11 protein-coding genes are annotated in these 15,405 nt (G+C 68.3%); all 11 read left to right on the top strand.

Annotation, left to right across the window (positions count from 1 at the left end):
• The first annotated feature begins 141 nt into the window (after nucleotides 1-141).
• The gene (locus WG901_RS00350) at nucleotides 142-1,341 is read left to right on the top strand and encodes an FAS1-like dehydratase domain-containing protein (protein WP_339585043.1); all 1,200 of its coding nucleotides are present in this window, start codon (nucleotides 142-144) and stop codon (nucleotides 1,339-1,341) included.
• Nucleotides 1,342-1,494: 153 nt separating this feature from the next.
• Nucleotides 1,495-2,640, top strand: a complete 1,146-nt coding sequence (locus WG901_RS00345; RefSeq protein WP_339585042.1) for a CoA transferase — start codon at nucleotides 1,495-1,497, stop codon at nucleotides 2,638-2,640.
• Nucleotide 2,641: 1 nt separating this feature from the next.
• Nucleotides 2,642-3,850: a CaiB/BaiF CoA transferase family protein gene (locus tag WG901_RS00340; protein WP_339585041.1), complete on the top strand. Its 1,209-nt coding sequence runs from the start codon at nucleotides 2,642-2,644 to the stop codon at nucleotides 3,848-3,850.
• A 24-nt stretch (nucleotides 3,851-3,874) separates the two neighbouring features.
• A complete protein-coding gene (locus tag WG901_RS00335; protein WP_339585040.1) occupies nucleotides 3,875-4,750 on the top strand; it encodes an NAD(P)-dependent oxidoreductase in 876 nt (291 codons plus the stop codon).
• 24 nt (nucleotides 4,751-4,774) lie between these two features.
• A complete protein-coding gene (locus tag WG901_RS00330; RefSeq protein ID WP_339585039.1) occupies nucleotides 4,775-5,725 on the top strand; it encodes an SMP-30/gluconolactonase/LRE family protein in 951 nt (316 codons plus the stop codon).
• 25 nt (nucleotides 5,726-5,750) lie between these two features.
• On the top strand, nucleotides 5,751-7,019 hold the full coding sequence (locus tag WG901_RS00325) for an MFS transporter (protein ID WP_339586609.1): 1,269 nt from the start codon (nucleotides 5,751-5,753) through the stop codon (nucleotides 7,017-7,019).
• Nucleotides 7,016-7,846, top strand: coding sequence for an HTD2 family dehydratase (locus tag WG901_RS00320; RefSeq protein ID WP_339585038.1), 831 nt, complete (start codon nucleotides 7,016-7,018; stop codon nucleotides 7,844-7,846). The genes WG901_RS00325 and WG901_RS00320 overlap by 4 nt, the downstream gene beginning before the upstream one ends.
• 25 nt (nucleotides 7,847-7,871) lie before the next feature.
• The gene (locus WG901_RS00315; RefSeq protein WP_339585037.1) at nucleotides 7,872-9,350 is read left to right on the top strand and encodes an aldehyde dehydrogenase; all 1,479 of its coding nucleotides are present in this window, start codon (nucleotides 7,872-7,874) and stop codon (nucleotides 9,348-9,350) included.
• A 280-nt stretch (nucleotides 9,351-9,630) separates the two neighbouring features.
• Nucleotides 9,631-12,723: a response regulator gene (locus WG901_RS00310; RefSeq protein ID WP_339585036.1), complete on the top strand. Its 3,093-nt coding sequence runs from the start codon at nucleotides 9,631-9,633 to the stop codon at nucleotides 12,721-12,723.
• Nucleotides 12,708-13,583 carry a CheR family methyltransferase gene (locus WG901_RS00305; protein ID WP_339585035.1) on the top strand — a complete coding sequence of 292 codons (876 nt, stop codon included), beginning with the start codon at nucleotides 12,708-12,710 and terminating at the stop codon, nucleotides 13,581-13,583. Before WG901_RS00310 ends, WG901_RS00305 begins: the two co-directional genes overlap by 16 nt.
• A complete protein-coding gene (locus tag WG901_RS00300) occupies nucleotides 13,570-15,390 on the top strand; it encodes a response regulator (protein ID WP_339585034.1) in 1,821 nt (606 codons plus the stop codon). The genes WG901_RS00305 and WG901_RS00300 overlap by 14 nt, the downstream gene beginning before the upstream one ends.
• Nucleotides 15,391-15,405: the final 15 nt, after the last annotated feature.

Here is a 15,405-nt window from a genome sequence, read left to right as displayed (position 1 = left end):
CCCAGGTAACGCTCGGCCTGCAAACAAGCGCGGAACGATGCGCTGCCCGCTTGACCCCTCAAGATAATGCATTATGCACCAACTCATCGAATCCACCCCAGCCGGCGCCGAGCATCCCCGCGCCGCATCAGGAGCCAAGCGATGAGCGCAGACAAAGACATCGGCCACGCCGCCGCCGAAGGAAAGATCACTCCCGAGGCGATCAAGGCCGCCGAAAACATGATCGGCATGCAGCTGCGCCCCGAAGGGCCCTATCTGCAGGACGCGACCGAGGACACGATCCGCAACTTCTGCAACGGCATCGGCGATCTCAACCCACTCTACCGTGACCTCGAATCCGCGCGTCTGACGCGCCACGGTTCGATCCTGGCGCACCCCAACTTCCCGATGGCCTTCGGCTGGGTCGGCCGCACGCGCTGGGGCCTGCCGGGCGTCCACGGCTTCTACGCCGGCAACGACTGGGAAATCTTCCGCCAGATCCGTCCGGGCGATCGCATCACCGCGATCGAGCGCGTCGTCGGGGTCGAGGTCAAGGAAAGCCAGTTCTCGGGCACCCTCGTGCTCCAGTACGTCGAGGCCAGCTACTACAACCAGCGCGGCGAGCTCGTCTCGCGCGCTCTCGGCACCTGCACCCGCCACGAGCGCAAGGCCGCGCGTGACGCCGGCAAGTATTCGGACATCAAGACCCACGAATACACCGCCGAGGAATTCGAGCACATCGACCAGGCGATCCTCGACGAAGAGAAGAACATCCGCGGCGGCAACGTCCGCTACTGGGAAGAGGTCCAGGAGGGCGAAAAGCTTCCCGAGATCGTCCGCGGCCCGCTGTCGCTGATGGACACGATGGGCTTCCTCGTGGGTTGCGGCCGCGGCCACACCCACGGCGTGATCTTCAAGAACGCGGTCAAGCACCCGGGCCACTTCTTCCGCAACCCGGAAGCCGGCGGCGGCATCGAATACACGGGCATTGGCCACCACCGCGAGTCGACGGCCAAGGAAGTGGGCGTCCCCGGCGTCTACGATTACGGCCCACAGCGTTCGTCGTGGATGGCTTCGCTGGTCACCAACTGGATGGGCGACGCCGGCTTCCTCAAGCGCATCAAGACGCGCATGAGCCGCTTCAACACGATGGGTGACTGCACCTGGGGCCGCGGCACCGTGACGCGCAAGTACATGAAGGACGGCTACGCGCTCGTCGACATCGAGATCAGGGGCGAGAACCAGCGCGGCGAACTGACCACGCCGGGCCTCGCCACGGTGATCCTGCCTTCGCTCGATCCGAGCACCAGGGTGTTCGTCGACGGTTCGGGTCTCGATCTCGAACTGCCGGTGGTGCGCTGATCTATCTGATCCTCCCCTAAAAGGGGAGGTGGCAGCCCGCCGGGCTGACGGAGGGGTGTCCCGCTCTCGAGAGGGCGACACCCCTCCACCACCGCCTTTGGCGGCGGTCCCCCTCCCCTTGCAGGGGAGGATCCTTGAAGATCGGATCGAACTATGACTGCCTCGACAAACGCCCCCCTCGCCTCCCTGCGCATCGTGGTCATCGCGCGCGGCGTCGCTGCGGCCTATGCCGCGCGGCTGCTCGGCACGATGGGCGCCGAGGTCTTGTTGGTCGAGCCGCCGCAGGGCTCCGCCCTCCGCCGCCAGCCGCCATTCCTCAAGGACGGCGTTTCCGCGCTGTTCGCCTATCTTTCCGCGGGTTTCCGCAGCCAGGTGGCCGAGCTCGACACCCAGCAGGGCCGCGCCACGCTTGGCGCGCTGCTGAGCCAGGCCGATATCCTGATCGACGACACCCCCGTCGCGGAGCGCCAGGCGCTCGGCCTCGACGAGGCTGCCGTCGCGCAAAGTCATCCCGATCTCGTGCACGTTTCGGTCCTGCCCTTCGGCGCGCACGGCCCCAAGGCCGAGTGGAAGGGCGAGGACATCCAGGTCCAGCACGCCTCGGGCGAGGGCTATCTGCTGCCCAATGGCCTCGCGGTCGAGATGTTTCCCGATCGCGCGCCGCTCAAGGTCCACGGCCATTTCGGCGCGATGCAGGGCGGGATCGCCGCGGCGCTCGGCGCGCTGTCGGCGCTCTGGGCGCGGCCCGAGGTCGGCGGCCAGTTCGTCGACGTCGCCAGCCAGGATGCGACCTTGGCGGTTGGCGCCTTCGCCATTCAGCGGCTCGGCGACGGCTCGATCGAGCACCGGGTCGAACGCTCGTTCCGCTATGGCGGGGTGATCCCCTGCGCCGATGGATACGTAGAATTACTTACTCTCGAACAGCGCCAGTGGCACGGGCTGGTCGAACTGCTGGGCAAGCCCGCATGGTCGCAGGATCCGGCTCTGGAAGACTCGCTCGAACGCAGCCGCCAGGGGCCGATGATCAACGGCCACATTCGCGAATGGGCCGCCGTGCGCAAGGTCGAGGACATCGTCCGCGAAGGGCAGGCGCTGTCGGTGCCCTTGGCCAAGTATTACACGCCGGCCGAAGTCGTGCGCGATCCGCACGAGAAGGTCCGCGGATTGTTCCAGCCGGTCGAGACCGGCGCGGGCGTGTTCGACATGCTGGTCTCGCCGTTCCAGTTCGACGGTGCGGCTTTGGAACTGCGCAGCGGCCCGCCGGCCTTGGGCGAACACAACATCGCGGTGGAGGCCTGACATGAAACCCCTCGCCGGCATCCGCATCGCCGACTTCACCGTGCACAACGCGGGCCCCTTCTGCACCCACCTGCTCAGCCAGCTCGGCGCCGAGGTTGTAAAGATCGAGTCCGCCATGCGGCCCGACGCGTTTCGCAAACCGCATCCGGTCTATGGCCGCATGGGGCCCGCGACTTTCGATCAGGTCGCCTCGACCAAGCTCTCGGTGCGGATCAACCTGAAGAAGCCCGAAGGCGTCGCGCTGGCCAAGCGGCTGGTCGCGGTCTCGGACATTGCCGCCGAAAGCTTCCGCCCCGGCGTGATCGGCCGGCTCGGGCTCGGCTTCGAGGATCTCAAGGCGGTCAAGCAGGACATCATCATGCTCTGCGTCTCGTCCTCGGGGCAGAGCGGGCCCGACAGGCACTTCGCCGGCTATGCGCCGCTGTTCGGCGCCTGGGGCGGCCTGGGTGAGATGACCGGCTATGCCGACGGGCCTCCCGTGGAGATGCGCCACGTCATGGATCACACGGTCGGCATGAATTCGGCCGTTGCGGTGATGGCCGCGCTGCAGCGGCGGCGGATCACCGGCGCGGGCGGGCTCGTCGACGTTTCGGCGCGCGAGGTAGCCTCGTCGCTGCTCGGCGAGGCCTTGCTGATGGCCGCCGCGGGCGAAGAGCCCCGCCGCATCGGCAACGCGCACCTGAGCCACGCGCCGCACGGCGTCTATCCGGCGCAGGGCGAGGATCGCTGGGTCTCGATCGCCGTGACCACCGATGCCGAATGGCAGGCGCTGGCCGCGCTGATAGACGAAGACGGCGCCTTTGCGGGGGGGCTGGCCACGGACGCGCGTTTCCTGAAAGCCGCCGATCGCAACGCCAACCGCGCCGCACTCGAACCGATCCTCTCGGCCTGGACCGCGACGCGGCCGGCCGACGACACGTCCGAACTGCTCCAGGGTCTGGGCGTCGCCGCGCATAGTTCGTGGACCACGCCCGAGATCGCCGCCGACCCGCACCTGCGTGCGCGCGGCGCGATCTGCGAGGTGCAGGAGCCCGACGGCAAGCACCGCGCTGCGGTCGGCGTGCCGATGCGGCTGTCGAAGGGCGCCGAGATCGGCATCCATCGCGGCACGCCCAAGCTCGGCGAGGACGAAGACTACGTCTACGGCGAGCTGCTGGGCCTGGGCCGCGACGAACGAACGGCGCTCGAAGACGCCGAAGTGATCTACTGAACGATCGGCAATGGGAGTGCGGGAATGAGTGAAGTGCCTGTCCTCGGCTTCATCGGCCTCGGCGTGATGGGATCGGGAATGTGCCGCAACGCCGTGACCAAGCACGGCGCGCCCGTGCACGTGTTCGACATGGTGCCTGCGGCGGTCGCGGACCAGGTCGCCTCGGGCGCCGTGGCGGCGGCTTCGGTGGCCGAGGTCGCTCGAGCCGCGACGGTGGTGTTCCTCTCGCTGCCCGGCGGCAAGCAGGTCGCGGCGGTCTCAGCCGAGATCGCCGAGCATGCCCGGCCCGGCACGGTGATCGTCGATCTCTCGACCACTTCGGTCGCCGAGGCGCGCGCGGTGGCGGCGAGCCTGGCCGACGAGGGCCTCGTCTTCGCCGACGCGCCGGTCGCACGCACGCGCCAGGCGGCGATCGACGGCACCTTGTCGATCATGGTCGGCGCCGACGCAGCGCTGTTCGCGAAGATCGCGCCGCTGCTCGGCTACATGGGTTCGGACGTCACGCTCTGCGGCGAAGTGGGCTGCGGCCAGGTGGTCAAGTTGGTCAACAACACGCTGCTGTTCGAACAGGTCGCAGCGATCGCCGAGATGATGGTCATGGCCGAACGCGCAGGCGTCGCGCCCGAGACGCTGATCCAGGCGGTCGGGCTTGGTTCGGGCAACTCCTTCGCGCTGCAGACCCACGCCAAGAAGGCGATGGCGCCGCGCGACTTCCCGGCCAAGGCCTTCCCGATGGCCTATGCGCTCAAGGACATCGGTTACACGATCGAACTGGCCGAGCAGATGGGCGTCGAACCGCGGCTGCCGCGGCTGGTCTCCGAATACTACCAGGCGGCGATCGACGCGGGCATCGGCGACAAATACTTTCCGGCGATCATCGAAGTGGTCGACCGCAAATAGCGGCGATCGGGAGAGGAAACCACGATGCAGACCTTCAAGCTCGACTACCGGATCGTCACCGACGGGCTCGACTTCCCGGAGGGGCCGATCGTCCTCGCCGACGGGTCGGTCCTCGTGGTCGAGATCAAGGGCGGCCGGCTGGTCCGCATCCTGCCCGACGGCACCAAGTCGGTCGCGGCCGAGCTCGGCGGCGGGCCGAACGGCGCGGCGATGGGCCCCGACGGCGCCTGTTACGTCGCCAACAACGGCGGCTTCCACTGGCTCAAGGAAGACATCTTCGCGACCCAGGGCTACGACCGCCCGCACGGCCGCGCGCAAGACTACACCGGCGGCTCGATCCAGCGCGTCGACCTGGCCTCGGGCGAAGTCGCCACGCTCTACACCCACTGCGACGGCAAAGCGATCAACGGCCCCAACGACATCGTCTTCGACGCGCAGGGCGACCTGTGGTTCACCGATCACGGCAAGACCTATGACGGCGTCATGGACCAGGGCGTGGTTTACCACGCCGCGGCCGACGGCTCGTGGATCAAGCAGGCGATTTTCCCGATGGTCACGCCCAACGGCTGCGGGCTCTCGGCCGACGAGAAGACGCTCTACGTCTCCGAGACCGAGACCGGCCGGCTCTGGCACTGGCCGATCACGGGCCGCGGCGAGGTCGAGAAGATCGCCTGGCCCTCGCCCAACGGCGGCCAGATGCTCGGCCAGGCCACCGGCTATCAGCGCTTCGATTCGATGGCGCTCGAGGCCAATGGCAACATCTGCGTCGCGACCCTGGTCACCGGCGGCATCACCGTATTCTCGCCCGAAGGCGAGAAGCTCGAATACTGGGAGGGCCCCGAGCCCTACTGCACCAACATCGCCTTCGGCGGGCCCGACATGAAGACCGCCTATATCACCGTCTCGGGCCGCGGCCTGCTGATCGCGGTCGACTGGCCGCGCGCGGGCCTGCCGCTGCTGCACCAGCGGGGCTGACGTGAGCGCGGCCACCCCTCATCCCATGCAGGCCAAGCGGCGCGTGCTGCTGGCCGCGCTGATGGGCACGGCGGTCGAGTTCTACGACTTCTTCATCTACGGCACGGCCGCGGCGCTGGTCTTCGGCCCTTTGTTCTTCCCCGCGCAGTCGCCCGCGGCGCAGACGCTGCTGGCTTTCGCGAGCTTCGGCCTTGCGTTCTTCGCGCGGCCGCTTGGCGCCGTGGTCTTCGGCCATTTCGGCGACCGGATCGGCCGCAAGTCCACCCTCGTCGCCTCGCTGCTGACGATGGGCGTCTCGACCCTGGCGATCGCCTTCCTGCCGACCTATGCACAGGCGGGCTGGATCGCGCCGGCGCTGCTCTGCCTGATGCGCTTCGGCCAGGGCTTCGGCCTCGGCGGCGAATGGGGCGGCGCGGCGCTGCTGACCGCCGAACATGCCCCGCCAGGCTGGGAAGCGCGTTTCGTCTCGATCATGCAGCTCGGTTCGCCGATCGGCTTCTTCGCCGCCAACGGCGTGTTCCTGCTGATCGGCCTGCTGCTGAGCGACGCGCAGTTCATGGCCTGGGGCTGGCGCCTGCCGTTCATCGCCAGCGCCGTGCTCGTGATCCTGGGCCTGTGGATCCGCCTGAAGATCGAGGAAACGCCGCAGTTCCGGCAGGCCGTCGCGCGCGAAGAGGTCGTGCGCGTGCCCATCGTCGAGATCGTCTCGCGCCACGGCTGGCAGGTCCTCGCGGGCGCCGGCGGCGTGGTCGCGACGTTCGCAGTGTTCTACCTCGCCACCTCGTTTGCCCTGGCGCTGGCGGTGTCGAGTCTCGGCTATGAACGCGAGAGCTTCCTGCTGCTGCAGATCCTGGCGAACTGCTTCTACGTCGGCGGCATCCTGATCGCCGGCGTCTGGGCCGACCGCGCCGGCCCGCGTCGCGTGTTGATCATCGGCGCCGCCTGCACCGCCCTGCTTGGCCTGGTCTTCGAGGCCGGGCTCCGCTCGGGCTCGATGGCCGTGGCGGGCGTCACCCTGAGCGCGGCGATGTTCGTGCTCGGGCTCAACAACGGCCCGCTCGGCGCCTGGCTGGCGACGCTGTTTCCCGTGCGCTCGCGCTACACCGGCGTCTCGCTCGCCTTCAATCTCGGCGGCGTGCTCGGCGGCGCCGTCGTTCCGTTCATCGCGCAGCTGCTCGTCGTCCAGGGATCGTCCCAGACCACGAGCGTGCTGCTGCTGACCGCCGGCCTGGCGACCCTGGCCGGCACCATCTTCGGCCGTTCGCGGCCCATCATCGAAGGAAAGACTGCGTGAGCGAATTCGACAGCTGGATCGGCAAGAGCCAGAGCGTTGTGGACGTGCTGGAGCCCGCGCGCAGCAATGCGCTGAGCGTGGCGCTCGGCGGCGACGGCGCGCTCAAGGCCGGCGAAGAACTGCCGCTGCTCCACCACTGGCTCTACTTCTGGGACGTCAAGCCGCCGCAGGGCCTCGGCAACGACGGCCATCCGGCCAAGGGCGGCTTCCTGCCGCCGGTGGCCCTGCCGCGCCGCATGTGGGCCGGCGGCCGCCTGACCTTCCTCAAGCCGCTGCATGTCGGCGACACGGTGACCAAGACCTCGACGATCCTGTCGGTCACCGAGAAGACCGGCCGCTCGGGCACGCTCGTCTTCGTCACCGTCCAGCACGAGTTCGACGCGGGCGACGGCGTGGCGATCCGCGAGGAGCAGGACCTTGTCTATCGCGAGCCCGCCGCCGGTTCGCTGCCCGCGCCCGTCGCCGGCCCGGCACCGGCTGCGGCCTGGGCCGAGACGCTCGATCCCAATTCGGTGCTGCTGTTCCGCTATTCGGCGCTGACGATGAACGGCCACCGCATCCATTACGACCGGCCTTATGCGATCGAGGAAGAAGCCTATCCGGCGCTCGTCGTCCACGGTCCGCTGCAGGCGACCCTGCTGATCGACCTCGCCGCGCGCAAGCTGTCGGCGCCGATCACCGGTTTCGACTTCCGCGGCGAAAAGCCCGCCTTCGACGGCGCGCCGCTGCACGTCTGCGGCGACGTCACCGACGACGGCGCCGAAGTCTGGACCCAGCAGGGCGAGGCCCGGAACATGGTCGCCACCGTCCGCACCACTGCCGTCTGAGCCTTTCCTCCCCCGGAGAATACCCGTGACCACGACCTACCAGCTCTTCATCGACGGCCAGTGGCGGCCCGCTGCCGACGGCGGCACCCTGCCCGCGATCAATCCCTACAACCAGGAGGTCCACGCGACGATCCCCGTCGCCACGGTGGGCGACGTCGAGGAAGCGATCCACGCCGCCCGCCGCGCCTTCGACAGGACCTGGTCGAAGACCACGCCTGGCGAGCGCGCCAAGCTGCTCAACAAGGTGGCCGACCTGCTCGACGCCGATGCCGATCGCATGGCGCTGCTCGAGACCACCGACAACGGCAAGGTCATTCGCGAGACGCACAACCAGATGGGCTATGCCGCGCGGATCTTCCGCTATTACGCGGCCTGGGCCGACAAGATGCACGGCGACGTGATCCCGCTCGACCAGAAGGACACGCTCGATTTCGCGATCCGCGTTCCCTACGGCGTGGTCGCCTGCGTCACCGCTTGGAACTCGCCCGTCGCGATCCTGACCAACACGCTGCCGGCGGCGCTCGCCGCGGGCAACTGCGTGATCCTCAAGCCCAGCGAGCACGCCTCGACCACCACGCTCGAAGTGGCGAAGTTCTGCGAGCAGGCCGGCTTCCCCGCGGGCGTGGTCCAGGTCGTCACCGGCGCGGGCGACGTCGGCGCGGCGCTGACCGGCTCGACACTGGTCGACAAGATCTCGTTCACCGGCAGCCCCGGCGTCGGCCGGCTGATCGCCGCCAAGGCGGGCAGCAACCTCAAGCCCGTGACGATGGAACTGGGCGGCAAGAGCCCGAACATCGTGTTCGACGATGCCGACTTCGACCGCGCGCTGATCGGCGCGCTCGCCGGCATCTTCGGCGCGACGGGGCAGACCTGCATCGCCGGCTCGCGGCTGCTGGTCCAGCGCGGCGTCTACGATCGCATGGTCGAGGGCCTGGCCAAGCGCGCGGCGATGATCAGGATGGGCGATCCGCGCCTGCCCGAGACCGAAATGGGCACCGCCGCCAACGAGCCGCAGTTCGCCAAGATCCTCTCCTTCATCGAAGCCGCCAAGGGTGACGGCGCGCGGCTCGTCGCCGGTGGTGGCCGCGCCGAGGGGCCTGGGCTTGAAAAGGGCTTCTTCATCGAACCCACGATCTTCGCCGACGTGAAGAACGAGATGAAGGTCGCGGCCGAGGAGATCTTCGGCCCGGTGCTGTCGATCATCCCGTTCGACGACGAGGACGAGGCGGTTTCGATCGCCAACGACACGCCCTATGGCCTGGCCTCGGGAATCTGGTCCGAGAACATCAGCCGCTGCCTGCGGATGATGCGGTCGATCCAGTCGGGCGTAGTCTGGGTCAACACCTACCGCGTCGCCGCACCGCAGGCCCCGTTCGGCGGCATGAAGGATTCGGGCTTCGGCCGCGTGCGCGGCGAGGCCGGGATCCAGGAATTCATGCAGACCAAGAACGTCTTCATCGACTTCTCGGGCGACAAGCGCGATCCGTTCTCGATGAAGTTCTGATCATCGGGGCACGGCGAGACCGCTCCCCTCTCCCGCCTTATTCCCTGTCGGCCGCCCCTGCGCAGAGGCGACCGACAGAGAGTGTGTACGAAGGCAAATAGCCAGCCGCACCTAACCGCCGATCCCTCCACGAAAAAATCTCACCTTCTCTGGAACCATTCGCCCGGCCCGGCGTTCGCGCCAGAACGGTGGGATTTCATGTGTTTTCGATAAGCATTCCGGCTGCGACGGCCGTCAACGTCGCATCTTCCAAAGATAGCCATTCGAAGCCGAGCGCAGCATGAAGCCGGTCGACGTTAGCGATCGCGCGCCGTGGCTCTACACGGCCCTCGCAGCGCTGTTGGCGCTGCCTTTCGTCGCGGACATGCTGTTCCCGCTCGGAACCGCGGTCTGGGTCAGTTACCTCCTGCCCGTGGTTCTCGCCTATCTCGCGCCACGCGCGCAGGTACCGCTGGTCATGGCCGCGATCGCAACGCTGCTGACCATCGCCGGATTCAGCCTCGCGCCCGCCGGGGTCGATCCCGAAGTGGCCATCATCAACCGCTCGATCGGCGTGGCCGTCGCCTGGATTCTCGCGAGCGTGGGCTTCTTCTTCATCCGCAACCGGCTGGCGATCCGCCGCGAAGAATGGCTGCAAGGCGGCCAGGTTGGTCTCGCCGAAGCGCTGGGTGGCGAACTGCCGCTCGACCAGCTCGGCGGCCAGGCGCTGCGCTTCCTCTGCGACTATCTCGGCGCGCGCGCCGGCGCCGTGTTCATCCGCAACGGTGAAGGCTTCCGCCGCTATTCGACCTACGGCGTTCCCGCCGACGCCAAGGTGCCCGAGCGCTTCGACCTGGGCGACGGTCTGCTCGGCCAGGCGGTGACCGACCGCCGCAATTTCGTGCTGACCGAAGTGCCCGAGGGCTATCTCTATTTCGGCTCGGGCCTGGGCGCGGCCAAGCCCCAGTCACTGCTGCTGGCGACGACCTTCGCCGACGGCGTGGTCAACGCCGTGGTCGAGCTGGGCCTGCCCGCCGATCGCCTGGCCGACGCCGAGACGCTGATGACGCGCGTCGCCGGCCAGCTCGGCGTGGCGATCCGCTCGGGCAAGTACCGAGCCCGCCTGCAGGAGCTGCTCGAAGAAACCCAGCAGCAGGCCGAGGAACTGCAGGCGCAGAGCGAGGAGCTGCGCGCGAGCAATGACGAGCTCGAGACGCAGAGCCGCCAGCTTCAGGAATCGGCGGCGCGGCTCGAAGCGCAGCAGAGCGAGCTTGAGCAGACCAATGCCCAGCTCGAGGACCAGACGCGCCAGCTCGAAGGCCAGCGCGACGATCTTTCGCGCACCCAGGCCTCCTTGCGCGCGCAGGCCAGCGAGCTCGAAACGGCAAGCCGCTACAAGTCCGAATTCCTCGCCAACATGAGCCACGAGCTGCGCACGCCACTCAACTCGCTGCTGATCATGGCGCGGCTGTTGGCGGAGAACCGCGCGGGCAATCTCTCGGCCGACCAGGTCAAGCACGCGCAGACGATCGAGACCTCGGGCAACGACCTGCTGACCCTGATCAACGACATCCTCGACATTTCGAAGATCGAGGCGGGCAAGCTCGAACTGCAGCCGCGCAAGATCCGCGTCGGGCCGATGCTCGACAAGCTCAAGGCGCTGTTCGCGCCTTCGGCCGCCTCCAAGGGGCTCGAGCTGGCGATCGAAACCGGGGCCGATACCGCCGAGATCGAAACCGACCCACAGCGGCTCGAACAGGTGCTCAAGAACTTCCTGTCGAACGCGATCAAGTTCACGGATCGCGGCAGCGTGACCCTCCAGGTATCGCGCGAAATCGATGGGCGGATCGCCTTCACCGTGCGCGACACCGGCGTTGGCATCGCGGTCGAGCAGCAGCAGGTGATCTTCGAGGCTTTCCGCCAGGCCGACGGCACGATCAGCCGCAAGTACGGCGGCACGGGCCTGGGCCTGTCGATCTCGCGCGAGCTCGCCCGTCTGCTCGGCGGCGACGTCGGCGTCGAGAGCGCCGAGGGCCAGGGCAGCGCCTTCTCGCTGGCCCTGCCCGAGCGCTACGAGCCGGGGTTCTTCCAGCAGGCGGCCGCGCCGACACCTATCGCGGCGCGGCCCCAGCCGACCAATCCCGCCCCCGCGTTGCGCCGCCCGGCCAATGTCCCCGAGGACGACCGCGAGGGCCTGAGCGGCGACAGCCGGGTGATCCTGATCGTCGAAGACGATCCGGTCTTCGCGCAGATCCTCGCCGATCTCGCGCACGAGCAGGGCTTCCAGTGCCTGATCGCCGGCACGGCCGACGAAGGCGCGCTGCTGGCGCGGCAGTACGTGCCCAGCGCCGTGATCCTCGACATGAACCTGCCCGACCACACCGGGCTCTCGGTGCTGGACCGGATCAAGCGCGACGTGCGCACGCGGCATATCCCGGTCCACGTCGTCTCGGTCGACGACGACAGCCAGGCCGCGCTGTCGGGCGGGGCGATCGGCTATCTGTTCAAGCCCGTGCTGCGCGAGCAGCTCGTCGGCATGCTCGAAAGCCTCGAGGAGCGCATGGCGCACCGCTTGCGCCGCGTGCTCGTGGTCGAGGACGATGCGCAGCAGGCCGAGAGCGTGCGCCTGCTGCTCGCCTCGCGCGACGTCGAGACGGTCGAGGCCCATTCGGCCGCGCAGTGCTTCGACATGCTCGGCCGCGAGACCTTCGACTGCATGGTGCTCGACCTCAACCTGCCCGACGCCTCGGGGCTCGACCTGCTCGAGCGGCTGAGCGCCGACGAGAGCGTCGGCTTCCCGCCGGTGATCGTCTACACCGGCCGCGACCTGTCGCAGGACGAGGAGCTGCGGCTGCGGCGCTATTCGAAGTCTATCATCGTCAAGGGCGCCAAGTCGCCCGAGCGGTTGCTCGACGAGGTGACCTTGTTCCTCCACCAGATCGTCTCCGAGCTGCCCGAGCCGCAGCAGCAGCTGATCGTCAAGTCGCTGAACCGCGACGCCGCGCTCGAAGGCCGCCGCGTGCTCGTGGTCGAGGACGACATCCGCAACATCTATGCGCTGTCCTCGGTGCTCGAACCGCATGGCGTGGAGGTGCGCATCGCGCGCAACGGCATCGAGGCGCTGCAGGCGCTCGACGCGGCCGCGCGCGATCCGGCCGAGCCGATCGACCTGGTGCTGATGGACGTGATGATGCCCGAGATGGACGGGCTCACGGCGACGCGCGAGATCCGCGGGCGCGACTGGGGCCGCAACCTCCCCGTCATCGCGCTGACCGCCAAGGCGATGGAGCGCGACCAGCAGGAATGCCTCAATGCCGGCGCCAACGACTATCTCGCCAAGCCGCTCGACGTCGACAAATTGCTCAGTCTGGTACGGGTATGGATGCCGCGCTGATCGAAACCTTCGAACCGCACGAGGACATCGAGCTCGACCTGTTGCTCGAAGCGATCTGGCGTCAGTACCACTACGACTTCCGCGGCTATTCGCGCGCCTCGCTGCACCGGCGCATGGCGCGCGCACTGGCGCGCTTCGGCCTGGCCAGCCTGTCCGAGCTCCAGCACCGCCTGCTGCGACAGCCCGCCACCTTCGCCGAGCTGATGGGCTTCCTGACCATTCAGGTCAGCGAGATGTTCCGCGATCCTGCCTATTTCCTGGCGTTGCGCCAGACGGTCGTGCCGCACCTGCGCACCTATCCCTCGCTCAAGGTCTGGATTGCCGGCTGCGCCAATGGCGAGGAGTTCTACTCGCTGGCGATCCTGTTCCGCGAGGAAGGGCTCGAGGATCGCACGATCTTCTACTGCACCGACATCAGCCCCGCCGCGCTGACCAAGGCCGAGGCGGGGATCTACGATCTCCAGCGGATCCCCCAGTTCACCGAGAACCACCGCCTCGCCGGCGGCAAGGCCTCGCTCTCGGACTACTACACGGCGGCTTACGGCGCCGCGGTGTTCGACAAGTCGTTGCGCCGCCGCGCGGTCTTCGCCGAGCACAACCTGGCCAGCGACGAGGTCTTCTCCGAAGTCCACCTCGTCTCCAGCCGCAACGTGCTGATCTACTTCGATCGCGACCTGCAGGATCGCGCGCTCGGGCTGTTCGGGGAATCGCTGGTGCGCGGCGGCTTCCTCGGGCTCGGCTCGAAGGAGACCTTGCGGTTCTCTCGCCATTCCGAGGCCTTCGCCGACTTCGACGAGCGCGAGAAGATCTACCGCCGCAACACGGCTCCACTGCGGGGGATCGCCGATGACGCCGCCTGACCTGGTCCGCGTCCTCGCGGTCGATGACGTCCCCGAGAACCTGATCGCACTCGAAGCCCTGCTGCGCGACGAAGGGGTCCAGCTGCTCCAGGCGCGCTCGGGGATCGAGGCGCTCGAACTGCTGCTGGTTCACGACGTCGCGCTCGCGCTGCTCGACGTGCAGATGCCCGGCATGGATGGCTTCGAGCTGGCCGAGCTGATGCGCGGGGCCGAACGCACGCGGCGCGTGCCGATCATCTTCCTGACCGCCGTAGGCACCGACGAGCGCCGCCGCTTCCGCGGCTACGAGGCCGGCGCGGTCGACTATCTGTTCAAGCCTGTCGACCCGCAGGTCGTGCGCAGCAAAGTCGAAATCTTCGTCGAGCTGTACCGGCAGCGCGCGGAACTCGCGCGCCAGCGCGACGAGCACGCCGCTGCCCTCGCCCGGCTGACCGCGCACCGTGACAATTCGCCGCTCGCCATCGTCGAGCTCGATCGCGAGCAGCGCATCATCGCCTGGTCGCAGGGCGCCGAGCGGCTGTTCGGCTGGCGCTCGGCCGAGGTTGCGGGCTTCCGTGCCGCGCGGATCAAGTGGATCTGCCCCGACGACGACGGCCACTTCGCCGAACTGCTGGCGGGAATGATCGACGGCGCGACCGAGCGCGCGACCCGCACGCTCAGGTTCTGCACGGCCGAAGGCTATACGCTCGACTGCGAATGCTATTGCTCGGCACTCCGCGACGCTGGTGGCCGGCTGATGTCGATCAATGTCCAGATGCTCGACGTAACCGAGCGCAAGCGCGCCGAGGAGACCCAGCGCCTGCTCGTCGGCGAGCTCAATCACCGCGTGAAGAACACGCTCGCGTCGGTCCAGGCGATCGCCCAGCAGACCCTGCGTCACTCTTCAGGGCCTTCGGACTTCGCGCCGACCTTCCTCGGTCGGGTCCAGGCACTCGCGCGCGCGCATTCGCTGCTCAGCAGCGCGACCTGGCAAGGGGCTAGCCTGCGCGAACTGATCGCCGGCCAGGCCGCGATCGGCACCTTCGCGGCAGAGCGGCTCGCCGCCAGAGGCCCAGATATCGACCTCGCCCCCGAGCCGGCGCTGCATCTCGCGCTCGTGCTCCACGAACTGGTCACCAACGCGCACAAGTACGGCGCGCTGTCGGTGCCTGCAGGCAGTGTCGGCCTGACCTGGCGCGTGGCGAACGGCTTGCTCGAACTCGACTGGATCGAGCGCGGCGGCCCTGCACTCGCGGCGCCGACGCACCGGGGTTTCGGCACGGCGCTGATCGAGCGCAGCCTCAGGGCCGACGGCGGCAGCGCCACCGCGACCTACGACACGGCCGGGATCGTCTGGCGGCTGACCCTGCCCTATCTCGGCTCGGCCAAGACCGCCCCGATCGCGGCGGGCGGCTCTAGCACGGCGGCTTCATCGGGCGCCGCCAGCGCGAGTCAGGGCATCAAGGGGCTACGGCTGGTCATCGTCGAGGACGAGCCCCTGATCGCGCTCGAACTTACGGGAATCGTCGAGGATGCCGGCGCGGTGGTGGTCGGCGCGGCGTCGGATCCCGCCGCGGCTTTGCGCCTGATCGCCGATCTGGCGATCGATGGGGTCATTCTCGACGGCAACCTCCAGGGCCAACCGGTCGATGCCGTGGCCGACGCGCTTGCCAGTGCCGGGATACCGTTCCTTTTCGTCAGCGGCTACGGCCGCGACCACCTGCCCGTCGGCCATCTCGAAGCACCACTGATCGGCAAGCCGTTCGATGCCAAGCTATTGCTGCTGGAGATCGGCACAATGTGCCAGCGCCTCGAAACCAGCGAATAGAAGGCTCGACGAGCC

Origin of the sequence: Novosphingobium anseongense (assembly GCF_037482895.1) — a bacterium.
Classification (GTDB): domain Bacteria; phylum Pseudomonadota; class Alphaproteobacteria; order Sphingomonadales; family Sphingomonadaceae; genus Novosphingobium; species Novosphingobium anseongense.
Note: the sequence above shows the minus strand (reverse complement) of the source record. Positions and strands in the feature narration are given on the sequence as shown.

What these genes read in the sequence shown, in the direction of transcription:
- WG901_RS00335 (WP_339585040.1), top strand. Translation starts at nt 3,875, where the DNA reads ATGAGTGAAGTGCCTGTCCTCGGCTTCATCGGCCTCGGCGTGATGGGA.
- WG901_RS00340 (WP_339585041.1), top strand. Translation starts at nt 2,642, where the DNA reads ATGAAACCCCTCGCCGGCATCCGCATCGCCGACTTCACCGTGCACAAC.
- WG901_RS00300 (WP_339585034.1), top strand. Translation starts at nt 13,570, where the DNA reads ATGACGCCGCCTGACCTGGTCCGCGTCCTCGCGGTCGATGACGTCCCC.
- WG901_RS00310 (WP_339585036.1), top strand. Translation starts at nt 9,631, where the DNA reads ATGAAGCCGGTCGACGTTAGCGATCGCGCGCCGTGGCTCTACACGGCC.
- WG901_RS00330 (WP_339585039.1), top strand. Translation starts at nt 4,775, where the DNA reads ATGCAGACCTTCAAGCTCGACTACCGGATCGTCACCGACGGGCTCGAC.
- WG901_RS00345 (WP_339585042.1), top strand. Translation starts at nt 1,495, where the DNA reads ATGACTGCCTCGACAAACGCCCCCCTCGCCTCCCTGCGCATCGTGGTC.
- WG901_RS00325 (WP_339586609.1), top strand. Translation starts at nt 5,751, where the DNA reads ATGCAGGCCAAGCGGCGCGTGCTGCTGGCCGCGCTGATGGGCACGGCG.
- WG901_RS00350 (WP_339585043.1), top strand. Translation starts at nt 142, where the DNA reads ATGAGCGCAGACAAAGACATCGGCCACGCCGCCGCCGAAGGAAAGATC.
- WG901_RS00305 (WP_339585035.1), top strand. Translation starts at nt 12,708, where the DNA reads ATGGATGCCGCGCTGATCGAAACCTTCGAACCGCACGAGGACATCGAG.